Source organism: Blautia sp. AF14-40, assembly GCF_003479665.1.
Lineage (GTDB): Bacteria > Bacillota > Clostridia > Lachnospirales > Lachnospiraceae > Fusicatenibacter > Fusicatenibacter saccharivorans.
In genome coordinates this window covers 52,932-76,099 of record NZ_QUHK01000016.1, presented here as the reverse complement: position 1 = coordinate 76,099, position 23,168 = coordinate 52,932, and the positions used below count along the sequence as shown (strand labels likewise).

Genomic DNA, 23,168 nt, shown 5'->3' with positions numbered 1-23,168 from the left:
TGTACGCCACGACCTTTTCAAAAGAAAGCGAGCGACCCACGCAGTGATCCGAGAGCGACTGTTGGAAAAGTCGTTTTGCCACGACCTATCCTCACAGAATAATGATACGTCCGCATGGTGCGGTTCTGCCCACAAGAATGGGAATAGTTGAGATACTAACGGAGCTTTCCAAAGCCGTCTGTCTGCTTCTGTAACATTGTGAAAAACACGCATATTGGATAAGCCTATGTGCGTATGTTGAGAATAGATAGCTGACTAAGGGGGCTGATAACTTGGCTAAAAAAGAACCTGCACAATATATCGTAGAACGGGAATTTTTAGGTAAATTTTCCGTAGAGGAATTGCTTGTCCGTATCGTGAAATCTCATGTAAAAAAAGGACTATCAAGAGGGTAAAACCCTTGAAAACAATGGAAAGAAGCCGTACTTTATGGTATAATATTATCATAGGTACGGCAGTTGAATAGGTGGAAAAATGATTTATCAAAAAGGTTCAAACTTATTTAACGTGGCTATTTATATCAGATTATCACGAGAGGACGGAGATAAGGAAGAAAGCGATAGTGTAGGAAATCAGAGAAAACTTTTAACAGAATATGTGAACAAGCATGATGACTTTATCTTATATGATGTTTATATTGATGACGGTTTTACGGGAACGAATTTCAATAGACCAGACTTTCATAGAATGATTGCTGACATTGAAGATAACAAGGTAAGTTGTGTTGTTGTAAAAGACCTTTCCCGTTTCGGACGAGATTACATTGATACGGGGCGATATTTGGAAAGAATATTTCCAGAGCTTAATGTTCGTTTTATTTCTGTAACAGATAATATTGATAGTATGAAGCAGGCATACGATATGTTACTTCCTATTAAAAATATATTCAACGAGCAGTATGCCAGAGATATTTCTAATAAAATTCAAGCGACTGTAAAATCAAAGCAGAAAGCAGGAGAATTTATCGGAGCTTTTACAAGTTATGGTTATAAGAAATCTCCTGCAAATAAAAATAAACTTGTGATTGATGAATATGCGTCCGAAGTTGTAAAAAGAGTATTTACTATGTATGCACAAGGAATAGGAAAACAAAGCATTGCCAAAATACTAAATGCAGAGGGTATCCTTTGTCCGTCGGAATATAAAAAGCTCAACGGCGAAAATTACAAAAATTGCAATCGTTTAGAGAAAACTTCTTATTGGACGTATTCCACGATTAAAGTGATGTTACAAAATGAGCTTTATATTGGAAATATGGTACAAGGAAAGAAACATCAACGTATGAGAAGCAAACAGCGTCCAGTTGAGAAAGCAAACTGGATAAGGGTTGAAAATACACATGAACCGATTATAGACCGTCAACTGTGGGATAAGGTACAAAAACTGCTGACGAAAAAACATAGGGATATTGATTTAGAAACAAATAAAAATATCTTTGCAGGTTTTATCAAGTGTGGCGATTGTGGTCGGGCAATGATGAAAAATTTCTGGCGACGTGCTGACGGAAGTAAGTCCTATTCATTTTATTGTGGAACTTACAAAAGAAGTGGAAAAGATTATTGCACTCCGCACACGCTCCCGTTTCAAGTATTGAATGATATTGTGCTGGGAGATTTAAAGCAGATTATCCGCAATGTAGAGAACTTGCAGGAACTTGTAAAATCACAATCTTTCACAGCAATAAAAATCAGAAAATCAACAGACATAGAACTGACAAAGTTAAAAGCAGAGCTTGAAAGAGTGAAGAAGTTGAAAAAGTCAATTTATGAAGATTACAAAGACGAACTGATTTCTAAAGAAGAATTTCTTTCTTATCGAGAGGACTATCAACAAAAAGAAACGCTTTACTCCAAACAGATTGAAACGCTGGAAGAAAAGAAAAAGGAAAGTGTAACAGAAGATGTTTTTGAAACACCGTGGTTAAGGCGGTTGTTGGAACTGAAAGACATTGAAGAATTAGACAGAGATATTATTGTGGAAATGATAGACCAGATAACAGTTTATGAAAACCACAAACTTAAAATCTCATACAACTTCGGAAATGAACTGGAACATTTATTTTCAAGCGTTTACTGTGAGGACTTGGAGAAAAAGGCTATCTAATCTCAATACATTTCTAACTCCCCATATATATTGGGGAATACATATCACAATTTGCGTAAACTACAATCAGCACACGGGGGAAGTGATCCGGGCGCTGTCTATGAGGGACGCAGGGAAAAGGATGACAATCTTTCCCTCGCCATCGCGGTCGGCGAGCTTCTTTCCCAGCAGGGTGTCTCTGTCATTTATACCCGCACAACCGATGTTTATCAGACGCCGTTTGAAAAGGCGCAGATGGCCAATCAGGCGGATGCCGACTTTTTTATTTCTTTTCACCGGAATTCTTCGGAGGAACCGAACCAGTATACCGGCGTGGAAACGCTTGTCTATGACAACTCCGGCATCAAACAGACAATGGCAGAAAACATTAACGGCGCGCTCTCGGAGCTGGGATTCCGGAATCTCGGTGTCAAGGCACGGCCAGGGCTTGTTGTTCTGCGGCGGACGAAAATGCCGGCTCTTCTGATTGAAACCGGCTTTCTGAACAATGAGCAGGACAATACGCTCTACGATGAAAAGCAGGAAGAAATCGCCCGCGCCATCGCGGATGCAGTGCTTGGAACGCTGGATCTCGAGACGGTCACGGAGGCTGACCGGCGCGCTGCGGAAACGGAAGCCGCCCGTCCGTCCGTTTCAACAGCGGATACCGTCACTGCTTCCGCTTCGCCCCGTCCCACGCCGCCGGAACAGGAAAATCCTTCCGACACACCGGAAACCTTCTACCGTGTCCAGACCGGCCTTTTCCGCATCCGCCAGAATGCCGACCGTATGCTTTACGACCTTCTCGACCAGGGCTATCCCGCTTTTCTTCTCGCCGAGGACGGCTTTTTCAAGGTCCAGGTCGGCGCTTACCGCCAGCTCGGAAATGCCATTCTGATGGAACGCCGCCTGCGCCGCGACGGCTATTCCACCCTGATTACCACCTGAGCGTCTGCCGCATCAGTCGAAAAAAGAGCGTGCCGGAATTTTGTTTTCCGACACGCTCTCGTTCTCCTTATAACTTTTTCAGTTTTGCAAACGAAGCAAACATTTTCTTCGTACCAGCCTGGTCGAAGTTGACGGTAACTTCATAATCTCTTCCGCCGTCCACGATATCCGTGACAATGCCGACACCGAACTTGATATGGCGCACCGTATCCCCGATTTCGTAATCGAGTTTCGTCGCCTTCTGCGCGCTGAAGGTTTTCGCCTGCTGCGGCTTCTCGCGGAATGCCTGCTTCATCGCCGCATAGACGCTGCCTCTCGTCGGAATGTCCATCTTCGGCTTCCGGTCTTCGATCTCCCCGCGCTCCCGCTCCAGGGAAATCAGCTCCCGCGGAATCTCTTTGACAAAACGGGACATCTTGTTGTACTGCACTTCGCCGCGGATCATTCTCTGGCGCGCACACGTCAATGTCAGATGCTGCATCGCACGCGTGATGCCCACGTAGCAGAGACGGCGCTCCTCCTCCAGCTCCGACGGATCATCCCCGGTGATCGTCATGTAGCTTGGGAAAATGCCATCCTCCATGCCGGCAAGGAATACGTTCGGGAACTCCAGTCCTTTTGCGGAATGCAGTGTCATCAACAGCACGTAATCGCTCTCCTCATCCACCGAGTCGATATCAGACACCAGCGCAACCTCCTGCAGAAAACCACCGAGAGATGGCTGTTCGGCGCTCTCCTCATAATCCGCAATCTTTGAAATCAGCTCGTCGATGTTCTCGATGCGGGCTGCCGCTTCTTCGGTTCCCTCCGCCTGCAGATCTGCTACATAGCCGGTCTCCTCGATGATTTCATTCAGCAGCTCTTTGACCGACAGATAATCTGCTTTCGCGCGGAGTACCTGTAAAAAGGACGTGAAGGATTTAATCTTATTTAAAGACCGCATCAGCCCCGGCACATACTCGGCCTCGAGAAGCGCATCGTAGAAACGGATGCCCTGCTCTGCCTCCCAGTCCTGCACTTTGTTGATCGTCGCCGCTCCGATACCGCGCCGCGGAACGTTGATGATACGCAGTACCGCAAGGTCATCCTCCGGGTTCTCGATCACACGCAGATACGCCAGCAGATCCTTGATCTCGCGTCTCGCATAGAAGTTGACACCGCCCACGATTTTATATGGAACATTTGCAAGCAGCAGTTTCTCCTCAAAAAGACGGGACTGTGCGTTGGTACGGTAGAGAATTGCATAATCACGATACTTCTTTCCCTCCGTGCGGACGCCGCGCGTGATTTCTCCTGCCACGTACTCCGCCTCCTCAAAACCGCTCTGGAACTGCCGCAGATCGATCAGGTCACCCTCCGGGTTCTCTGTCCACAGGCGTTTTGCTTTTCGTCCCTGGTTATTCGCAATCACTTCATTTGCCGCATTCAGAATATTCTGCGTAGAACGGTAATTCTGCTCCAGTTTAATGACCTTCGCATCCGGGAATACATGCTCAAAACTCAGAATATTTTCAATATTCGCCCCGCGGAATTTGTAGATCGACTGATCATCATCGCCGACAACGCAGAGATTGCGGTATTTTGCCGCCAGAAGGCTCACAAAGCGGAACTGAACCGTGTTGGTATCCTGATACTCATCGACCATGATATAGCGGAACTGCTCCTGATAATAGTCGAGCACTTCCGGGAACTGCTGGAATAATTTTACGGTCTGTACCAGCAGATCATCGAAGTCCATCGCATTGTTTTTCTTTAACTCTGCCTGATACTCCGCATAAACTGCCGCATACTTCTGCAGCTTCCAGTCGATTCCCGCGTCAATCCGGTACTGGTCCGGCTCAATCATCTCATCCTTTGCGGACGAAATTGCCGCCATGATCGCACGGTCGCGGTACAGTTTCGGATCCATCTGGAGCCGTTTCATGATGTCCTTGATCAGCGATTTCTGGTCATCGGTATCGTAAATTGCAAAATTGTTGGCGTATCCCAGACGTTCAGCATGGCGGCGCAGAATCCGCACGCAGCTGGAATGGAAGGTGCTGACCCAGATCCGCTCCGATCCGTATCCCACGATTTTATCGACACGCTCACGCATTTCTCCGGCGGCCTTGTTCGTAAAAGTGATCGCCATAATATTCCACGGATTGACGCCTTTGTCCCTGATCAGGGAGGCGATGCGGTGCGTCAGTACCCTCGTCTTTCCCGAACCGGCACCTGCAAGGATCAGAAGCGGCCCTTCGGTGTGCTCCACAGCTTCCATCTGCATCGGGTTTAATCCTGTTTCTGTCTGATTCATGTTCTTTCTCCTTCATCTGCTTCGAATCTTTTCACATGCATCTCAGTATATAACAAATCCGCCCCGGTTACAAGTAAGAACGAACATACGTTGCATTTTTATCATGGAAACTTTTTTCGCAAAGTCCTTGCTATCTGGTATTAAAAACTATATAATGGGAACAGTGAGGTGATAACAAATGACGATAGACTCAGATAAAATTCTTCATGATTTACTGAATTCACTGGATTCTCTCGAAGGCATCCGCCCGGAGGAAATCCCGAACATTGCTTTATATATGGACCAGGTCACGACCTTTATGGACGCACAGCTCGCTTCTTCGCGCCGCTTCGAGTCCGATAAGGTTCTGACAAAAACAATGATCAACAACTATGCAAAAAACAAGCTGCTCCCGCCGCCGGTCAAAAAGAAATATTCGCCGGAGCACATGATGCTTCTGGTTTTTATTTACTACTTTAAAAACATCCTCTCGATCACGGATATCCAGACACTGCTCGCCCCGATCACCGATCGGTATTTCGGCACGGAGAGCGGCTTTTCCATCAAAGATATCTACGACGAAATTTTCCAGATGGAAAAAGAAGAAATTGCATCCGTAAAAGAAGATCTTCTGAAAAAAGCGGATGTATCCAAGTCCATGTTCGGCAGCTCACCGGAGGAGGACCGGGAATTTCTCCAGCTCTTTTCGTTTATCTGTCTGCTGAGTTTCGATGTCTATCTGAAAAAACAGATGATCGAGCACATGGTGGATGAACTGGCATCCCTCGCGGCGCCTTCTGATCCGAAAAAGAAAAATTAAGAACAAATGTGTAATCAAAAAAAGACGGCTGCGTTGGAATCGCACCGTCTTTTTTGATTTTACACATTTTCTTTCTTTTCCATCCGTTCAAACACCATCTCATATCCGTCGTTTCCATAGCTTAAGGAACGGTTCACGCGGCTGATCGTCGCCGTGGATGCTCCCGTCTTTTCGGAGATTTCCAGATACGTTCTCTTCTCCCGCAACATTTTCGCCACTTCAAACCGCTGCGACAGCGAAAGCAGTTCATTGATGGTGCATACATCCTCAAAAAAAGTATAGCATTCTTCCTTATTCTTCAGACACAAAATTGCCTCAAAAAGCTGGTCTACTGCTTCTGAATGAAGTTTCTTGTTCATTTCAAGCCCTCCTGTACGAAAATTAAGTCCCCATCTCATTCTTATAACTCGGAATACTACCATTTTAGCACAGTAAAGTGTGAAATACAAGTCCTTTTATCCCTGCATCAGCAAAGCCTGTACCATCGACTCCCGCTGTCTGCGGTAATCGCTCGGCGAACAGGCCTTTACCGTCTTGAAGGTACGGTTGAAGGCACTTAAAGAAGAGAATCCGGAATTCATCGCCACATCCGTGATACTCATCTTTTTGTCGTACAGAAGCTCCTCTGCGCGTTTGACGCGTTTAGAATTGAGGTACTCATAGAATGTCATGTTCATGTACTGCTTGAAAATTCTGGTAAAGTGGAACTTGGAAAATCCGCTGACCGCAGCTACTTCCTCGAGAGAAAGATTCTCCATGTAATGGACATTGATATAACGGCAGGCGCTTAAAACAGCCTCTATATATTCCTGCTGCTTCATTGCCCCGAACGTATTCTGCGCGTTGGCATCCGAAAAGCCCTTGCGGCCAAACTCTGAAAAAAGCTCTTTGAGGCCGGTGCAGATTCTGTGCGTCATCACTGCGCCCTCATTATCGTATTCCCGCACCAGTTCCAGAATCTGGCTGCGTAGAAACAGATAGAAGGGATCTTCCTCATCCTCTTTTTTGAAGTAGATGGCCGGAAGCCGCAGGAAAATCGTTTCCATTTCTTCCTGATTCTCCACACAGCCCGGTTCCACCAGCATGACAATCCGTTCTCCCTGGGATACGAATCTCATTCCGTGTACAACGCCGGAATTGATCATAATGATGTCGCCCTCTTTCAGATTATAGCTGTCTTTTCCGACAACAACCTCATATTCACCTCTGGTCGGCATGATAATTTCAATTGCGGTATGCCAGTGCTCCGGATAGCCTTCTGTCACGGTGTTGTGAAAGATTTCAAACGCCGGCGGGTTTGCTGCATTCCGGTCAAATGTTTTCCCATGTTCCACTTTCTTCATCTTATTTCTTACCTCTTTTTATTACAGCAGCTCTGTAAACAGATCTTTTACGGTCGGATAAATCTTTGCAAATTTCTGATACTGGCGCTCATATTTCTCAACCAGTTCCGGTTCCGGCTCGATGGTCTCTGTCACACGAACAATTTTTTCTGCCGCCTCTTCTACGGATGAAAAGACACCGCAGGCAACGGCTGCCAGCATGGCTCCGCCAAGTGCCGGGCCTTCCTCGGACTCAATACGGTCCACTTTGATGTTCAGCACGTTTGCGATCATGCGTCTCCACAGCGGGCTCTTTGCACCGCCTCCGCAGATTTTCGTTCTCTCGATCTGGATGCCGAGGGATTTTGCTACCTCAAAGGAATCGCGGATCGCAAAGGCAACGCCCTCGAGAACAGCCTGGGTCATATCCTCTCTTGTGGTGTCCATGGTCAGGCCGATGAATGTTCCTCTTGCATCCGGGTTGTTGTGCGGGGAACGCTCGCCCATCAGATACGGCAGGAAGAAGACATTATTCTCGCCAAGTTTTGTGATGTTCTCCTGCTCTTTTGTATATTCTTTTGTGCGGATGATTTCATCCATCCACCATTTGTTGCAGGAAGCTGCACTCAGCATGCATCCCATCAGGTGATAGTGGCCGTCTGCATGTGCGAATGCGTGCAGGGCATTGTGGCTGTCTACGCCGAATTTGTTGCTGGAAATGAATACGGTTCCGCTTGTACCAAGGGAAACGTTGCACATGCCGTCGCCTACGGTTCCGGTTCCGACTGCGGCTGCTGCGTTGTCTCCGGCTCCTGCTACAACTTTACAGGTCTCCGGCAGTCCAAGTTCTGCTGCTGCTTCCGGTTTTAAGGTTCCGACAGCGTCAAAGCTCTCATGGAGCTCCGGCAGCATCTCCAGGGAAATACCGCAGATTTCTGCCATCTCTTTGGACCAGCATTTGTTCTTGACATCCATCAGAAGCATGCCCGATGCATCGGAGTAGTCGCTTACGAATGCGCCGGAGAGACGGTATGCCAGGTAATCTTTTGGAAGCATGATTTTGCAGATTTTTGCGAAGTTATCCGGCTCATTTTCTTTCACCCAGAGAATCTTCGGTGCGGTAAAGCCTGCAAATGCAATGTTTGCGGTGTACTCGGAGAGTTTTTCTTTTCCGATTACGGTGTTCAGATAATCGGTCTGTTTTGCGGTACGGCCGTCGTTCCAGAGGATCGCCGGGCGGATGACGTTATCGTTCTCATCCAGGATGACAAGGCCATGCATCTGGCCGCCGAAGCTGATGCCGGCTACCTGGGATTTGTCTACGTCTTTTACCAGCTCGCGGATTCCCTCTTTGCTCTGCTCCCACCAGTCTTCCGGTTTCTGCTCAGACCAGCCTGGATGCGGGAAATACAGCGGATACTCTCTCGATACAATATTTACAATTTTGCCTTCCTCGTCCATCAGAAGCAGTTTGACAGCGGAAGTACCAAGGTCAACACCAATAAAATACATGTCGAATCTCCTTTTTCTACTCTTTTTCAAAAAGGGCGGCAGCAGACCTAGATCTCTGCTCCGCCCTTTTGCTTATGCGTTACTGCATATCTTTCTTATTTTTCAGTGAATCTTCCGGAACGGATTAGCCCCACGGATTCTCTGTCGGGTAACGAACACCCTTCGGCTGGTTGTAGCCGATCTCATCTACTTCAACACCGAGCATTTTGAATACTTCGAATAACGGTTTTCCGAAGTGTCCGAATACTACTGCGCCGTGATGTGGATAGTTTTTCTCTACCAGTACGTGACGGTAGAATCTGCCCATCTCCGGAATAGCGAAGATACCGATGCTTCCGAAGGAACGTGTTGCTACAGGAAGAACCTCGCCCTCTGCGATGTATCCGCGCAGTTTTGCGTCAGATGTGCTCTGCAGACGATAGAAGGTGATGTCTCCAGGAACGATATCTCCCTCGAGGGTACCCTGTGTTACTTCTTCCGGAAGGGTTCTTGCCATGATCATCTGATATTTCATAGAGCAGAATGCCAGTTTGGTGGAAGCGGTATTTCCGCAGTGGAATCCCATGAAGGTATCTTTTAAGGTGTAATCAAATTTGCCTTTGATTTCGCTTTCATACATATCCTTCGGAACGGTGTTGTTGATGTCGAGGAGTGTTACGGTGTCTTTGGATACAACGGTTCCGATGAACTCGGACAGTGTTCCGTAGATATCTACCTCACAGGATACCGGGATGCCCATCTTGGTCAGACGGCTGTTGACATAGCAAGGAACGAATCCGAACTGTGTCTGGAATGCCGGCCAGCATTTTCCGGTCAGGGTTACGTATTTTCTGGATCCTTTGTGTGCTTCGATCCAGTCTAACAGGGTGATCTCGTACTGAGCCAGTTTCGGCAGGATTTCCGGTTTCAGGTTTCCTTCGCCGAGCTCTTTTGCCATATCTTCTACGACTGCCGGGATTCTCTCGTCGCCTGCGTGTTTGTTGAATGCTTCAAACAGGTCAAGCTCGGAGTTCTCTTCAATTTCTACGCCGAGGTTGTACAGCTGTTTGATCGGTGCGTTACATGCCAGGAAGTTGGTCGGACGCGGTCCGAAGCTGATGATTTTCAGGTTCTTAACAGCTACAACTGCAGTTGCAACCGGTACGAAATCTTTGATCATGGCTGCTACGTCTTCTGCATCGCCAACCGGGTACTCCGGAATGTATGCGTGCAGGTTGCGCAGTTTCAGGTTGTAGCTTGCGTTCAGAACGCCGCAGTATGCATCGCCGCGTCCGCCTACAAGGTCGTCGCCGGTCTCTTCTGCTGCTGCTACTACCATGCAAGGTCCGTCGAAGTATTTTACAAGCAGGGTTTCCTCGGTCTCCGGTCCGAAGTTTCCAAGGTATACAACAAGTGCATCACACTCTGCTTTTTTCAGGTCTTCGAGTGCGTTCATCATGTCGATTTCATTCTCGACGATGATTGGACATTCGTAGATTTCTCCGTCGTATGCTTTTACGACTGCTTTTCTTCTGTTCTCGGAAAGGCTGTTCGGGAAGCAGTCACGGCTTACTGCAACGATACCTAATTTGATTTCCGGTGTATTGTTGATCATTTTTGAAGATCCTCCTTTTTGGGTTTTCTTGGTTTTTGGTTTCTTTTTATGTTCAGAACTGCTCTTTTGGGGCAGTGTTTCTGATTTCTGGTTTTGTCTCTGGTTTTATTTTACCGAGAGGTTTTCTCCTTTGATGCCTGCTACGCTTCCGGCGATGTTTGCATCCGGGTGGCTTAAGAGCCATTTGTTTCTGGCGAAGAGCAGGTCGTCTTCCGGGGTGTGTTTTTCTTCCAGGGTGATGTCGGTATTGGTTCCTTTTGGAAGGACTACGACGCATTTGAAGCCGCTGGCTGCCACGTTGCATGGTGCGTAGTGGAGGGTGGTTGCGTAGACTTCAATGGTGGTTCCGGCCGGGATTAAGAAGGCCTCCATTTTGGATGAGTCGTAGGTGTGGTCTTCGGTGATGTCCTGTTCTTTTCCGAGGATCAGGATCAGGTCGGTTACGGCGATGTTGATTTCGCTGTCGCGGTGGTATTCTACGGCGTTCAGTAAATGGTTGTGGCCGTTGCAGTAGCCGATCTGGATCGGCATGCCGCCGTAGAGGCTGTCGGATACGGACTGGGCGCTTTTGCAGGCTTCGAGGCTTTCAATGGAAGGCTCGTAGACTACGTCGTCGGAACATGGGGTCTCGGACATGGCGGTGATGATGTCGCTGACGTCGAGGTCTTTGATGACTTTGCCGTACTGGCGGAATGCTTCGTCTGTTACTTTCAGAATCTGCATTGTGTTGGTGCTCCTTTCGTACAATTAGTTTAATGATTGAACTAATTGTAATATAGCACTTGTATGTACTTCTTGTCAACATGTATTTGGATGAAAAAACGGACAGGTTGACAAATAAGGGGGAGGTTGGTATACTTTAATACGTTAAAATAATATGACGCTAGGGGAGCCTTTGGCTGAGAACGTGGGACAGGGATAAGCTCACGGACCCTCACTACCTGAACGGGATAATTCCTGCGTAGGGAAGCTGGAACGTGGTTTCGGAGGTGATTCGGGACTGTGTTTTTATGTGAGCCCCTCCAAGCGGAATGCGAAGGAGGTTTTTTTATGAGTTTTTTTGTTACTGCTGACGGCGGACTGACGACGGCCGGTTATGTTGGATGCGTGGTGCTGATGGTGGCGCTGGTGGTGATTGCTTCGGTTCTTTCTGCTCAGAAGAGTAAGGGGACGGGAATGGATGCAAGGAAGCTGGCATTTTGTGCGATGGGGATGGCGCTGGCGCTTGTGACTTCGTATGTGAAGGTGTTTGAGCTGCCGTACGGGGGATCGGTTACGTTGTTTTCGATGCTGTTTATTGTGCTGATTGCGAACTGGTATGGGGCGAAGACGGGTATTCTCGTTGGTTTTGCTTATGGACTGCTGCAGTTTATCCAGGGGCCGTATGTGCTGTCGCTGTTCCAGGTGTGCTGTGATTATGTGTTTGCGTTTGCGGCGCTGGGTGTGGCCGGATTCTTTGGAAAGAAGAAAAACGGGCTGCTGATCGGGTATATTGTGGCTGTGCTGGCGAGGGGATTTTTCCATACGTTAGGCGGGTATCTGTACTGGATGGATTATATGCCGGAGAATTTCCCGCAGTCTTTGAAGGCGCTGTATCCGATTATTTACAACTACAGCTATCTGCTGGCTGAAGGTGTACTGACGGTGATTCTGATCTCGCTGCCGCCGGTGAAGAAAGCACTGCAGACGGTTGCAAGAACGGCACATGGTGCAAATTAAATAGAATTACGTGAAAAAATCCGGAAACGCATGATTTTGCGTTTCCGGATTTTTTACGTGGATATCAAAATTTACTGAGCACTCTCCTCTGCGGCTGTGTCGGCGGCGGAGCTCATGGGGGTGATGACGATGTTTTCTACGCCGATTCCGGTTTTGCGGGTTACGATGTCTTCGATCTGGGCACGCTGTTCCTCGGTTACTTCTTTCATCGGAACGACGATGTCGGCGGTTTCGCCGGTCAGGTTTACGACGACATCGTTGAAGCCTTTGGCTTCGAGGAGGAGTTCGGTTGCCGACTCTTTTTCTACGAGTTCCGTCATTTCCACCATGCTCTGGACGGCGCTCTGGCGCTCGGTTTCGGAAAGGTTGGTGTTGTTAATGATTTCATTTAAGGTGTCTTTGTTCTGGGAACGGATCTGTTCGCGGTCGATTCTGGCCTGGGCCATGTATGTAGATGCCCCGGCAAGGACTGCCTCTCCCGGCGTTTCGGTGACGGTCCGCGACGAGTCCCCTGCTGTGCCGGCATCCACCTCGTCGGTGATGTCGGTGTCCAGGCTGGAGATGTCTTTTAAAACGGTGCTGGCATCCGCCGTGGTTCCGTCTGCCTTCTCCTTCGTGGACAGGGTACTGTCAGCATAGTTGATGTATCCGGCAACGGCGATCATGATCGCAAGGGCGGTGATGATGACCTGGTTTTTCCGGAATTTTTTCTTTTTCCCGGCCGTCTTTTTCGGCGATGGTGTCTCTGCCATTTTCTCAGGTGCATTCATTTCCTGTTCTAATTTTTCCACGCATTTGACTCCTTTACTTCATTTTGACTACTTTAATCTTATTTGCGCCCACCTGAAATAATGCCATCACGGCCTCCTGAATCTCCTGTATCGTCACCGGGTTTCCCCCGCCTTCTGCGATAACGAGCACGCCGCGCACCGCCGGGTACTCCTCGGAAACCACATACGGTGTCTCGGCTCCGTTCTGTGTCTTTTCATAGACAGTTGCCTCATCCTGCGACGAGGATGTAACGCTTCCGGTCTCCTCTCCCTTCTTGTTTTCCTCCGTTGTGCTCCGCGTTGGGACATCTTTTTCCACAATCTTTTTTCCTGTGGATTCCAGCGTCACCACGACGTGCACTGCGCCCACACCGTCCATCTGGGAAAGTGCGTCACAAAGACGCTGTTCCATCTCCTCCTGCACCGATGCTCCCGCATCCCCCGCCGGACGCGCAGCCGTCTCCTGCGGCTGTTCTGTCTCCTCACCGGTCTTTTTTGTTCCCGTCGGCAGCAGCAGGACAACGCCGATTGCCGCCAGCAGGAAGTACAGCATCCACTGCTCCTTTTTCTGTTTCCGGAAAAACGCCGCTGCCTTTTCCCTCATAGGCCTATTCCGAAATCTCTATCATAATATGCGCCGGATCGGTTCCGTAGACCTCACTTAAAACACTTTTGATCTCTGTCAGCTTTTCATCGAGCATTTCCCGCTGTTTTTTCTGTTCTTCGCGGTAAATGCTCGTCTGCCGCATCGGCGCTTCAATGCGGATCTCTTTTGCCTCACCGGTGTTTCCCGGCTCCAGCGTTACCGAAACGGCTGCCCCCGGAATGCCGCTCTCTGACAGATACATCCGGATCTGGCGCTCCGTCTCTTTTTCCCAGGCGCCCACGTAATACTGTTTTTCAAAGCTTTCTGCACGAATCTGTACATTTTCCATTGCTGCTGCCTCCTCTTCCAGCGTCAGACGGTCGAGCGTCTGCGCCATTTTCTGCTCCAAACCTCCCGCTTTTAGCACGGGCTGGAAAAAAATCAGTACCATCACAATTCCAAGAAAAAACTGAACCGGCTTCTTGTCCTCCTTCTCCGGGATCAGGTTCAGCACAGTTGTCATAAAAATTAGAAAAATTGAAATATTCTTAAGCCACTGCAGAATCTCTTCTACCATGCCGCCTCCCGCCGCTGCCTGCCCAACTACACGCTAGAGCATGTCTGAAAAATCATTTCCGCAATCTGCAAGCCCCAGTTTGCGAAAAGCCTTTTTCAGACACGCTCTAGGAAAAAGTTCCCGCCAGGATTGCAATCGTCAGCAGAAACAGGACTTCTACGGTCAGAAGGAGACGCAGAAGCATCGCATATCCTTTTCCTGCCGCCGCAAGACATCCCGCGATCCGCTTGTCCGAGACGGGCTGCGCCGCCGCGGCGAGAAGGCGGAAGGAAAGACCCGAAACGAGAAGCTGAACGGCGGGGACCATGCCTGCTGCGAGCAGTACCAGCATTGCCGTCACGCCAAAGCAGTTGCGGATCAGCACCGCGGAGCCTGCCACCAACTCGGTTACAGCATTCACCGCATTTCCGATGCCGGGAATCATTCCGGCAGTCCGCCAGAGTGCCATCTGCCGCAGGGAATCGAGCGCCGGTGCGATCAGATTCCGGATCATCTGCATTCCCACAAGTACGCCGAGCGACGATTTTAAAAGGCCGTTCACGCAGGTTTCCAGCAGCTCTGTCATATGGGACAAAATCTCCTCGCCGGAAAGATCGTTTACAAGGGCGATGAGCAGATAGATATGGATCATCGGGAGGACGAGGGCGAGCAGAAGCTTTTCGACAGCCAGAATCACTAGAAGGAGCATCTGATAAAACATCACGGCTGATGATGCGCCCCCGGCGGCCGCGGCCGCCAGATAGTAGGATGGCGTCAGGATCCGCATAAAAGCGACCAGCGATGTGATGACAGCTTTCAGGTTTTCCCCGCTCGACTGGAAATTTTTCAGAATCAGTGCAAGCGCAAGCAGATAGACCATATAAAAACTGGCGTCCCTGACCTGTTTTCCTTCAAAGAGAGAGGAAAAACTGCCGAGCACCGCGCCTGCCAGAACGAGGAGAAACAGCTCCTTCATCAGCCCCTTCTGCGCAAGGAATGCTGTTTTGGCACAGGAGAGAACGGCATTTCCGGCACGGAAGGTGCGGAAGGGATCGCCATCCTGCAAAAGAGAACGCACCGTACCGGCAAAAGAAAACTGCTGGCTGGACAGCAGGCTGTCCACTTCCTGCTGGATTGCATCGAAGTCGAGTTCTGCAAGAAGTTCGTCCTGCGCTGCTGCTGCCTGATCCGTTTCGGTATCCGCTGCTTCGATTTTCTGCGTTCTTCCCGTTCCGAAAATGAGACACAGAAAAAGCAGCGCCATGCCCCATCCGGCTTTTTTACAGAAAATCATGAACCGTTTCCAGCAGAGCGAGCAGCACTGGCATACTGACGGCAAGGACCGCCAGGCGGGCGAACAGTTCAATCTGCCCTGCAATGGAAGAATAGCCCGCATCCTTACAGATCCCGGCGGAAAACTGCCCCACATACGTGATCCCAAGCATTTTCAGCAGCGTATTCAGATACGATGAGTCCACCGGGAGATACGATTTCATTTGTGTGAGCATGCCGAGCAGATACTGCATTTTTCCGACGGTCCCGGCAAGAATGCAGAGGCCGGCACCGACCGTCACAAGAAGGGCAAATTCCGGCTTTGCTCCCTTTACTGTGATTCCAAGCAGCACGCCCGCCGTGCCAAGCGCAGCGATCCGAAGTATATCCATATGATCCCCTCCGTTTTTTCTCCCTGCTCTTAAATTGTAAACAGTTGTTTGATGTCCTCAAACAGCGCGGAAATATAGGGAAGAATCCAGAACAGCACCAGCACAAGACCGGCAAGGCTTGCAAGAAATGCCTGTTCTTCCCGGCCGCTGTGTTTTAATACCTGGCACAGGACCGATACCAGAATCCCGACTGCCCCGATTTTAAATAGAATCCCGACCTCCACGCCTGCTCCTCCGTTTTCAGACACGCCCTAAACCAGAATCAAAAATAAAAAAAGGCCTCCCATGATTCCAAGACTCTGACAGAGCCTCTTCCTTTCCGGCAATCCTTTCTGCAGTTCCGCGATCCGCTGCACAAGGCGTGCCTCATACCGGTCCAGATTCGCCTTCTGCATGGCGCGGTCCCCGGTGCCAAGGCTGCATCCGGCCTCCTGCAGCTCTTCTTTTTCTTCTTTTGTAAGGCGTGTATCCGTCAGGTGGACTGCCGTATTCTCTTCCAGAATCGCCGGCAGTGTCTTTCCGTCCGGGCGGCGCATATCCTCGGAAATATCCTGTAAAAAATCCCGGTACGGATCCCGCATCCGCCTTCCCGTCTCCCAGAACGCATCCGGCAGCGGGGAAGCCGCCGTCACAATCTCTCCACGCAGATACTGGATAATTTTCTGCAGTGTTTCCAGATCTTTCACATGGGCCGACAGCGCCGCACTCTTTGCAAAGCCGATCCCGACGCAGGCAAGAGAAGCCGCCAGTAAAACTGCAAGCCGCATCACAGAAACGCCTCCCTTCGGTACAGTGTCGTTCCTCTTCCGTCAAAAATAGCCTGTACACTTCCGGCGTGGGGTTTCGCATCCAGCACGATGTACCGCTCGAAAACGTGGGATTCCACGAGGCGGTTCAGGAGAGGCTTCTGCTTCATATCCTCCATGGAATTGCCATGCACGGTCGCGAGCAGCTTGCACCCGCAGTTAACGACGGACTCGATCGCACGGATGTCCTCGCCCGTTCCGATCTCATCGACTGCCACCACATCGGGCGACATGGCGCGGATCAGCATCATCATGCCCTCCGCCTTCGGACAGCAGTCGAGCACATCGGTGCGGATGCCGACATCATTCTGCGCAACGCCGAGATAGCAGCCTGCGATCTCGCTCCGTTCATCGACCACACCGACGGTCAGCCCCGGATACGGCGACTCCCCGTCCGAAATCTGGCGGATGATATCGCGCAGCATCGTCGTTTTGCCGCAGCCGGGTGCGGAGACAATCAGGGTGTGCAGGAAACGGCCGTCTTCCCAAAGGTACGGCATCACTCGGTCCGCGCAGCCCTTTTTCTCATGAGCAACCCGCACGTTGATGCAGGATATATGGCTGATGCCTTTCACCTTTTCCCCTTCGATTACCGTCTTTCCGGCAATGCCGATCCGGTGGCCGCCCTCCACGGTCAGAAAACCCTGCCGCAGTTCATCCTCGTAGGCGTAGAGGGAAAAACTTCCTATGTAATCCATCGTATCGCGGATATCCGTCGGTGAGACGGGATATCCTTTCTCCCACTCCCCGGTCAGTGCTCCGTCCGGGGTCAGAAAGTACTCCTGATCCTTTGCGACCACCAGAAGCGGCGCGCCGGTCCGCAGACGGATTTCCTGCAGGTCATCGGCCAGCAAATCTGTGTTTTTCAGAATTTTCCGTATATTCGCAGAAAACAGGCGCAAAAGTTCCCTTTGCTCCTGTTTTTTCTCTGGCGTAACAATATCCTTTTGTCTTCCTGTCCTTTTCATCTTCACCACCTCTTATCGTTATATATATGAGATGGCGGGACAGGTTATGCACGGTTTTTATGGTTCTATTCTTTTCATGCAGATTTTCACGGGCTCCGCTGCCCAGACGGCGCCTTCATATCCTTTCTCCGGACTGAAATGTGTGCAGAAGCCCTCTTTCTTTTCCGTTCCAAGAGAACCCGAAAGACCGGTTCCCCTCCACTTGCCGTAGCTCTCCTCCTCGGTCCAGATCCGGAAAAACAGCGTTTCAGCATTCTCCGCTGCGGCAAGGCGTTTCTGGTCTTCGGCGGAAAAATACCGTTCTGCCATGCGCTCCCAGGCAGCGCGGCGGTGCTGCTGCAGATCCATGCCGATCGGAATGGAAGCAAAAGCGCAGGCAGCGTATTCCCCCGAATGAGAAATATTAAAACAGATCTGCGGATGCCCCGGCAGGTACGGTTTTCCGTGCGCATTCCGTTCGATCGTTATCTTTTCTCCATCCAGCCCATACTGTTCCTGCATTCCCATCCGGAACAGCTCCCATCCGCACTGCGAGAGTTCCCGTTCCAGCTCTTTTTTTTCGCCCTCCGGCTGTGTAATTTTTTTCAGATAAACTACCGTCTCCTGCATCCTGCTTCTCCCTCTTCATAGAAAAAGAGACCGCGAAGCCTTTCAACTTTCGGCTCCCCGGTCTCTTCTCGAAAATTCTTTTTTATGCGTTTTTACCGCAGCAGTATTTGTATTTCTTTCCGCTTCCGCACGGGCATGGATCGTTTCTTCCGATTTTTTTGCCCTTGATTACAGTGCCGGATTTTTTCTGCTCCATGTAAAGCGTTTTCTTCTGCTCTTCTGTGAAGATCTCATCCCACATCGGCAGGTTGTACAGCCAGTCTGCTTTTGCGTCTACCATGTTTTTGTACAGAAGCTCTTTATCGTAAGCCAGTGTAACAACGGTATCCTCTTCCATCTCCTCGATCGGGTTCGGGATCACAAGGCTGTCGTTGATGCCGTCCAGGAAACCAACCATGGTCATAACGTCCACTTTGTATTTCTCTGCCAGCTCTTTTACGGTTCCTTTTACCACTTCATCCGGGTTGGAAAGAAGCTGCTCGTAAATGTTTTTCTCAATCAGGAAATAATTGGTCCAGAACTGCTGGAGCTGTTTTTTGTCTGCTTCCTGATTATAGGCGATATCACGCCAATTCTGTAATAAACTCATGTTATTATCCATCCTTTATCTGTTTCTCTGAGCGCGTTTTTTCGCGCCGTCCCCTAGCGGGATTCCGGTTTTTGTAACACGCTTTAGTATATCGGAAAGTCCGCAGAAAATCAACCTTTTTCTTCTTCCTGCTCCAGAATCGGGATTCTGGTATCGCCGAGCGGAATTCCTCTGTGTTCCACCGATGTAGAGAACACGATCTGCGTCTTCGTTCTTCCAAAATGCTGAAGCTGGCCGATAAACTGATCCAGCTCAGATGTCGTGTGGAACACAACCTCCATCAGCATCGAATAGTCGCCGGTCACGCAGTTGCACTCGATCACATTCGGGCAGTCGGTGATGTACGGATAGAATTCCTTTTTCCGCACCGGCTCAACCTCCAGATTGATGAATGCCTTGATCCGATAGTCGAAAACCTCCGGGTTCACACTCGCGCGGTAGCCGGTGATCACCCTGTCCTTTTCCAGGCGGTCGATTCTCGCCGAAACCGTCGGCGAAGTGAGACTTACCTTGTCTGCAATACTTTTGAGCGGAAGCCTTGCATCTTCCTGCAGCAGTTCCACAATTTTCCGGTCTGCTGTATCCAATTCACGTTTCATTCCCTCTCCTTACGTTCCTCCTGCTCTCCTTTTTCTTTCGGAGGCAGTTTCTTTACCACCGTATTTTCCACGCGGTGTTCTTTGACCCGCATGACCTTGATCCAGAGATCGTCGGTCTCGAGTTCAAACTGGCTGCCGTCATCCGGAACCGCACCGAGTTCGCCGAAAATGTAGCCGCCGAACGTTTCATATTCATCGACCGGCAGTTTGATCTTCAGTTCCTCCGCCACATCATCCAACGAGGCACTTCCCATGATTTTCCAGGTATCTGTGGAAATCAGCTCAATTTCCGATGGCTGCCCGATCTCCGCCTCATCATTCAAGTCCCCGACAAGCTGCTCGATCAGGTTACGCACGGTGATAATTCCATCCATGCCGCCGTACTCATCCAGAACCACGGCAAAATAGTTGCCGGTCTTTTTCATGTTCTGGAACAGCGTGGCAGCCTTGATGTTTTCAGGAACAAAATAAGGCTGTTTGATTGCTTCTTTCATGACATGATCGCGGTCCTTGGTGCGAAGCCGGAAATAATCCTTGGCATCCAGAACGCCGATGATATCGTCCACAGTTTCGCCGCAGACCGGGTAATACGAGTGGCGGCTCTCATGGATGAGCTGTTCCCACTCCTCAATCGAATCCTCCATCCACAGAAGATCCACATCGGTCCTGTGGACGCAGATTTCGTCGATCGTCAGATCATCGAACTCAAATACGTTCTGAATCATATCTTTTTCTTCGTTGTCGATGGTACCTTTTTCGCTGCCGGCATCTACCATCATCCGGATTTCTTCCTCTGTTACCTGATCGTCGTCCTCGTTCGGGTCAATGCCGAAAAGGCGCAGGATACCGTTTGTCGATACCGTTAAAAGTCCGACCAGCGGGGCAAAAATTTTCGAGGCGGCGGTCACAAGACCGGATACGCCAAGTGCGATTTTCTCAGCGTTGTGCATCGCAAGACGCTTTGGCACGAGTTCGCCGAAAATCAGGGTAATATAGGATAAAAGCAGCGTAATCAGCACAACGGCAATGGCATCCAGCGTCTTTTCCGGGATCTGCACGCCCGCATCCACCAGGACCGAGACGAATCTGCCCGAAAAGTTTTCTGCCGCAAAAGCACTTCCTAAAAATCCGGAGAGAGTGATGACAACCTGTATGGTTGCGAGGAAACGCGACGGCTGCTCCGTCAGACGGAACAGCTTTGCCGCTTTCTTGTTTCCCTCCTGTGCCATTTTTTCCAGTTTAGCGTCGTTACAGGAGACCACAGCGATCTCCGCGCAGGCAAATACCGCATTGACCGCTATCAATACGACCTGCAAAAGAATACTGCCGACTATGTCACTGTCCAAACGTTTCAAACCTCCTCAATATTATTTATGCGTTTTTCAAAAATGCCACATAGGCCTTCTTGGCCTCGTAAACATCTGCTTTGCTGGTTACTTCCCATGGAGCATGCATGCTGAGAACCGGTACACCGGAATCAATCACTTCCATACCGTACAGAGACATGATGTAGGCGATGGTTCCGCCGCCTCCGACATCAACTTTACCAAGCTCTGCTGTCTGCCAATTTACTTTTGCATCATCAAAGATAGCGCGAAGAGCTCCGACGTACTCTGCATTGGCATCGTTTGAGCCACTCTTTCCGCCTGCTCCTGTAAATTTGTTAATTACGATACCTTTTCCGAAAAATGCAGCGTTTTTCTTCTCAAATGCTGCTGCATACAACGGATCAAACGCTGCACTTACATCGGAAGAAAGCATTCTGGAAGAAGCCAGACATCTCCGAAGTGCAAGCTCCGTTCCCTCACCTGCAAGTGCAAGTAGCTCTGCCATGGTGTTTTCGAAGAAATGAGACTGCATGCCGGTTGCTCCGACGCTTCCGATCTCCTCTTTGTCTACGAGCAGGCAGCAGGATGTCTTCTCCGGTGCTTCCACCTCGAGCATTGCGACAAGAGAAGTGTATGCGCATACACGGTCATCCTGGCCGTATGCAAGAATCATGCTGGCATCCATACCAAGCTCACGCGCTTTTCCTGCCGGTACAATTTCAAGCTCTGCGGAGAGGAAATCCTCTTCTTCGATGCCATACTTGTCGTTTAAGAGCTTTAAGGTCATGGCTTTCACTGCATCTTTCTCTGTTCCTTCCAGCGGCTGGCTTCCGATCAGAAGATCGAGGTTCTCGCCCTCTACTACCGTACTTGCCGGTTTGGTCTGCTGCTCTCTGGAAAGGTGAATCAGGAGATCTGTCACACAGAATACCGGATCGTTATCATCCTCGCCGATGACTACATCCACTACTTCGCCATCCTTCTTGGCTACAACACCGTGGATTGCAAGCGGAAGCGTTACCCACTGCCATTTTTTGATGCCACCGTAATAATGGGTATCAAGATATGTAAATCCGTTGTCCTCATACAGTGGATTCTGTTTTACGTCAAGACGCGGAGAATCGATGTGCGCACCGAGAATATTCATACCCTCTGTCAGAGGCTTTGTTCCGATCTGGAACAGGGCAATGGCCTTCTTCATGCATACAGCATAAACCTTGTCACCCGGTTTTAACGCACGATTTTCTTTTACATAGGTGTCGAGGCTTACGTATCCGGCCTCTTCTGCCTGACGTACACTTTCCTTTACACACTCGCGCTCCGTTTTTCCGTGATCCAGGAATGCGCGGTAGCCGGCGTTTAATTTTTCCAGCTTTTTCATATCTTTTTTCTTGTACTCATTCCATGCTGTTTTTCGTTCCATAGCTTTTCTCTCTTTCTGTTTTCTTTCTATGATCCGTTCGTATTTTTTTGCTCCGGTCATAATTGCGATCTCTTTCATTATAATCTGTTTTGATGGGAAAAACAAGGACTTTCGGCTGTTAGAAAAAAGCCCCACAGCGAACCGTTTTTTCGGTTGCAGCGGGGCTTTTAAGGGGAGGATAAGTATTTCCTTATTTTTCTTTTGTATCATCGAACAGGGGAATTTCGATGACACTGTTATTCTCCCCTGAATGTTCACTTTTATACATTTCTTGTAATTATTTTTTGATCAACAGCAGAAAAATCCTCTTCCGCCGCAGCAGCAGCAATTGCAGATGGCATTGATTGCCATACATTCACAGCACCATTTTCCGAGATCACCTGCACTTCTCTCGTAGCCGTAGCCGCTTCCCATGTCGGAATACCACTGACCCCCACCCCGGAGTTGGCTTAAAAGCTGCTGGTACTGCAGATTCTGCGGTTCTAATTTGACTGCCATCTCGGCATCCTGCACGGCATTGATGTTGTTGCCGAGGCGCGAATTTGCGATCGCATGCAGGAAATACCATTTTCCGCTGCGGTCGGAAATGTCGTTCAGCACGTTCATCGCCTCGCGGAAGTGGCCGCTGTTGATGTAGTTGGCTGCCGCCTGCAGCCGCATTTCCTGCTCGGAATTTCCATAATCATTCCGTGCGGAGCCGCCGTTTCCGTACGCGCCGCCGAATGGGTCGAAGCCGCCGAACGGGCCATAGCCGCCGTAAGCATCTCCGCCATACGACGAACCTCCGCTCTGGTACGAGGTGCCGTGCTCGCGTTCATCCATGATCTGTTTGTACGCCTGCTGCACCTGTTTGAATTTTTCTTCTGCTTCTGCTTTATTCGGATTATTGATATTGGCATCCGGGTGATACGTCCGGCTGAGTTTTCGGTATGCTTTTTTGATTTCATCGTCCGAAGCCCCGCGGGACACGCCCAGCACCTCATATGGATCTGTCATCA

Annotated in this window: 25 protein-coding genes, 1 pseudogene and 1 riboswitch; of the genes and pseudogenes, 5 read left to right on the top strand and 21 right to left on the bottom strand. The window is 49.6% G+C overall.

Going from position 1 to position 23,168, the window contains the following annotated elements; translation table 11 throughout:
• The first annotated feature begins 272 nt into the window (after nucleotides 1-272).
• From DWW13_RS19760 to DWW13_RS12155, 3 genes are all read left to right on the top strand, one after another.
• The gene (locus DWW13_RS19760; RefSeq protein ID WP_002323371.1) at nucleotides 273-395 is read left to right on the top strand and encodes a hypothetical protein; all 123 of its coding nucleotides are present in this window, start codon (nucleotides 273-275) and stop codon (nucleotides 393-395) included.
• A 79-nt stretch (nucleotides 396-474) separates the two neighbouring features.
• Nucleotides 475-2,103: a recombinase family protein gene (locus DWW13_RS12160; protein WP_117762186.1), complete on the top strand. Its 1,629-nt coding sequence runs from the start codon at nucleotides 475-477 to the stop codon at nucleotides 2,101-2,103.
• 51 nt (nucleotides 2,104-2,154) lie between these two features.
• Nucleotides 2,155-3,030 (top strand): N-acetylmuramoyl-L-alanine amidase, encoded by an 876-nt coding sequence (locus tag DWW13_RS12155; RefSeq protein WP_117762187.1) that lies wholly within the window; start codon nucleotides 2,155-2,157, stop codon nucleotides 3,028-3,030.
• Nucleotides 3,031-3,097: 67 nt separating this feature from the next.
• Here the strand turns inward: DWW13_RS12155 and pcrA are convergent, their stop codons facing one another.
• Nucleotides 3,098-5,326 carry a DNA helicase PcrA gene (gene pcrA, locus DWW13_RS12150; RefSeq protein ID WP_055228510.1) on the bottom strand — a complete coding sequence of 743 codons (2,229 nt, stop codon included), beginning with the start codon at nucleotides 5,324-5,326 and terminating at the stop codon, nucleotides 3,098-3,100.
• Between the two features lie 178 nt (nucleotides 5,327-5,504).
• On the opposite strand from pcrA, the gene DWW13_RS12145 reads away from it, so the two are divergent.
• Nucleotides 5,505-6,125 (top strand): DUF1836 domain-containing protein, encoded by a 621-nt coding sequence (locus DWW13_RS12145; protein WP_117762188.1) that lies wholly within the window; start codon nucleotides 5,505-5,507, stop codon nucleotides 6,123-6,125.
• Between the two features lie 59 nt (nucleotides 6,126-6,184).
• Here DWW13_RS12145 and DWW13_RS12140 read toward each other — a convergent pair whose 3' ends face one another.
• The 5 genes from DWW13_RS12140 to DWW13_RS12120 form a co-directional block, all read right to left on the bottom strand.
• Nucleotides 6,185-6,484 (bottom strand): YerC/YecD family TrpR-related protein, encoded by a 300-nt coding sequence (locus DWW13_RS12140; protein ID WP_022463203.1) that lies wholly within the window; start codon nucleotides 6,482-6,484, stop codon nucleotides 6,185-6,187.
• A 96-nt stretch (nucleotides 6,485-6,580) separates the two neighbouring features.
• Nucleotides 6,581-7,468, bottom strand: a complete 888-nt coding sequence (locus tag DWW13_RS12135; RefSeq protein ID WP_118601334.1) for an AraC family transcriptional regulator — start codon at nucleotides 7,466-7,468, stop codon at nucleotides 6,581-6,583.
• Nucleotides 7,469-7,489: 21 nt separating this feature from the next.
• Complete coding sequence (gene xylB, locus DWW13_RS12130) at nucleotides 7,490-8,959, bottom strand: xylulokinase (RefSeq protein WP_118720187.1); 1,470 nt, start codon at nucleotides 8,957-8,959, stop codon at nucleotides 7,490-7,492.
• A 124-nt stretch (nucleotides 8,960-9,083) separates the two neighbouring features.
• A complete protein-coding gene (locus DWW13_RS12125) occupies nucleotides 9,084-10,550 on the bottom strand; it encodes an L-fucose/L-arabinose isomerase family protein (RefSeq protein WP_118720197.1) in 1,467 nt (488 codons plus the stop codon).
• A 108-nt stretch (nucleotides 10,551-10,658) separates the two neighbouring features.
• Nucleotides 10,659-11,276 (bottom strand): DUF4867 family protein, encoded by a 618-nt coding sequence (locus DWW13_RS12120; RefSeq protein WP_118720185.1) that lies wholly within the window; start codon nucleotides 11,274-11,276, stop codon nucleotides 10,659-10,661.
• Between the two features lie 152 nt (nucleotides 11,277-11,428).
• Nucleotides 11,429-11,538: riboswitch (TPP riboswitch) on the top strand.
• Nucleotides 11,539-11,603: 65 nt separating this feature from the next.
• Here DWW13_RS12120 and DWW13_RS12115 point away from each other — a divergent pair.
• Nucleotides 11,604-12,272, top strand: a complete 669-nt coding sequence (locus tag DWW13_RS12115; RefSeq protein WP_118720183.1) for an energy-coupled thiamine transporter ThiT — start codon at nucleotides 11,604-11,606, stop codon at nucleotides 12,270-12,272.
• A 71-nt stretch (nucleotides 12,273-12,343) separates the two neighbouring features.
• Here DWW13_RS12115 and DWW13_RS12110 read toward each other — a convergent pair whose 3' ends face one another.
• The 15 genes and pseudogenes from DWW13_RS12110 to DWW13_RS12045 all read right to left on the bottom strand — a co-directional run bounded on the left by DWW13_RS12110 (nucleotide 12,344) and on the right by DWW13_RS12045 (nucleotide 23,166).
• Nucleotides 12,344-13,063, bottom strand: a complete 720-nt coding sequence (locus DWW13_RS12110; RefSeq protein WP_226906390.1) for a SpoIIIAH-like family protein — start codon at nucleotides 13,061-13,063, stop codon at nucleotides 12,344-12,346.
• Between the two features lie 13 nt (nucleotides 13,064-13,076).
• On the bottom strand, nucleotides 13,077-13,646 hold the full coding sequence (locus DWW13_RS12105) for a stage III sporulation protein AG (RefSeq protein ID WP_118720181.1): 570 nt from the start codon (nucleotides 13,644-13,646) through the stop codon (nucleotides 13,077-13,079).
• 4 nt (nucleotides 13,647-13,650) lie between these two features.
• Nucleotides 13,651-14,205 (bottom strand): stage III sporulation protein AF, encoded by a 555-nt coding sequence (locus DWW13_RS12100; protein WP_055264762.1) that lies wholly within the window; start codon nucleotides 14,203-14,205, stop codon nucleotides 13,651-13,653.
• A gap of 26 nt (nucleotides 14,206-14,231) precedes the next feature.
• Nucleotides 14,232-14,288, bottom strand: a pseudogene (locus tag DWW13_RS20180) (DUF6783 domain-containing protein); the annotation flags it as partial.
• A 23-nt stretch (nucleotides 14,289-14,311) separates the two neighbouring features.
• Complete coding sequence (locus tag DWW13_RS12095) at nucleotides 14,312-15,478, bottom strand: stage III sporulation protein AE (protein WP_055221402.1); 1,167 nt, start codon at nucleotides 15,476-15,478, stop codon at nucleotides 14,312-14,314.
• Nucleotides 15,465-15,848: a SpoIIIAC/SpoIIIAD family protein gene (locus DWW13_RS12090; RefSeq protein WP_022463193.1), complete on the bottom strand. Its 384-nt coding sequence runs from the start codon at nucleotides 15,846-15,848 to the stop codon at nucleotides 15,465-15,467. Before DWW13_RS12090 ends, DWW13_RS12095 begins: the two co-directional genes overlap by 14 nt.
• 29 nt (nucleotides 15,849-15,877) lie before the next feature.
• Complete coding sequence (spoIIIAC, locus tag DWW13_RS12085; RefSeq protein WP_022463192.1) at nucleotides 15,878-16,072, bottom strand: stage III sporulation protein AC; 195 nt, start codon at nucleotides 16,070-16,072, stop codon at nucleotides 15,878-15,880.
• Between the two features lie 27 nt (nucleotides 16,073-16,099).
• Nucleotides 16,100-16,615 carry a stage III sporulation protein AB gene (locus tag DWW13_RS12080; protein WP_118720179.1) on the bottom strand — a complete coding sequence of 172 codons (516 nt, stop codon included), beginning with the start codon at nucleotides 16,613-16,615 and terminating at the stop codon, nucleotides 16,100-16,102.
• On the bottom strand, nucleotides 16,615-17,622 hold the full coding sequence (gene spoIIIAA / locus DWW13_RS12075) for a stage III sporulation protein AA (RefSeq protein ID WP_055228503.1): 1,008 nt from the start codon (nucleotides 17,620-17,622) through the stop codon (nucleotides 16,615-16,617). The genes DWW13_RS12080 and spoIIIAA overlap by 1 nt, the downstream gene beginning before the upstream one ends.
• A gap of 57 nt (nucleotides 17,623-17,679) precedes the next feature.
• Nucleotides 17,680-18,231 carry a 4'-phosphopantetheinyl transferase family protein gene (locus DWW13_RS12070; protein WP_022463189.1) on the bottom strand — a complete coding sequence of 184 codons (552 nt, stop codon included), beginning with the start codon at nucleotides 18,229-18,231 and terminating at the stop codon, nucleotides 17,680-17,682.
• Nucleotides 18,232-18,313: 82 nt separating this feature from the next.
• Entirely contained in the window at nucleotides 18,314-18,820 is a 507-nt protein-coding gene (locus DWW13_RS12065) for an SEC-C metal-binding domain-containing protein (RefSeq protein ID WP_055221393.1), read from the bottom strand.
• A gap of 110 nt (nucleotides 18,821-18,930) precedes the next feature.
• The gene (locus DWW13_RS12060) at nucleotides 18,931-19,407 is read right to left on the bottom strand and encodes an Lrp/AsnC family transcriptional regulator (protein WP_118720195.1); all 477 of its coding nucleotides are present in this window, start codon (nucleotides 19,405-19,407) and stop codon (nucleotides 18,931-18,933) included.
• 8 nt (nucleotides 19,408-19,415) lie between these two features.
• Complete coding sequence (locus DWW13_RS12055; RefSeq protein WP_179964666.1) at nucleotides 19,416-20,765, bottom strand: hemolysin family protein; 1,350 nt, start codon at nucleotides 20,763-20,765, stop codon at nucleotides 19,416-19,418.
• A gap of 25 nt (nucleotides 20,766-20,790) precedes the next feature.
• Complete coding sequence (locus DWW13_RS12050; RefSeq protein ID WP_055221450.1) at nucleotides 20,791-22,170, bottom strand: aminopeptidase; 1,380 nt, start codon at nucleotides 22,168-22,170, stop codon at nucleotides 20,791-20,793.
• Between the two features lie 288 nt (nucleotides 22,171-22,458).
• On the bottom strand, nucleotides 22,459-23,166 hold the full coding sequence (locus DWW13_RS12045) for a J domain-containing protein (protein WP_117805014.1): 708 nt from the start codon (nucleotides 23,164-23,166) through the stop codon (nucleotides 22,459-22,461).
• Between the last annotated feature and the right edge of the window lie 2 nt (nucleotides 23,167-23,168).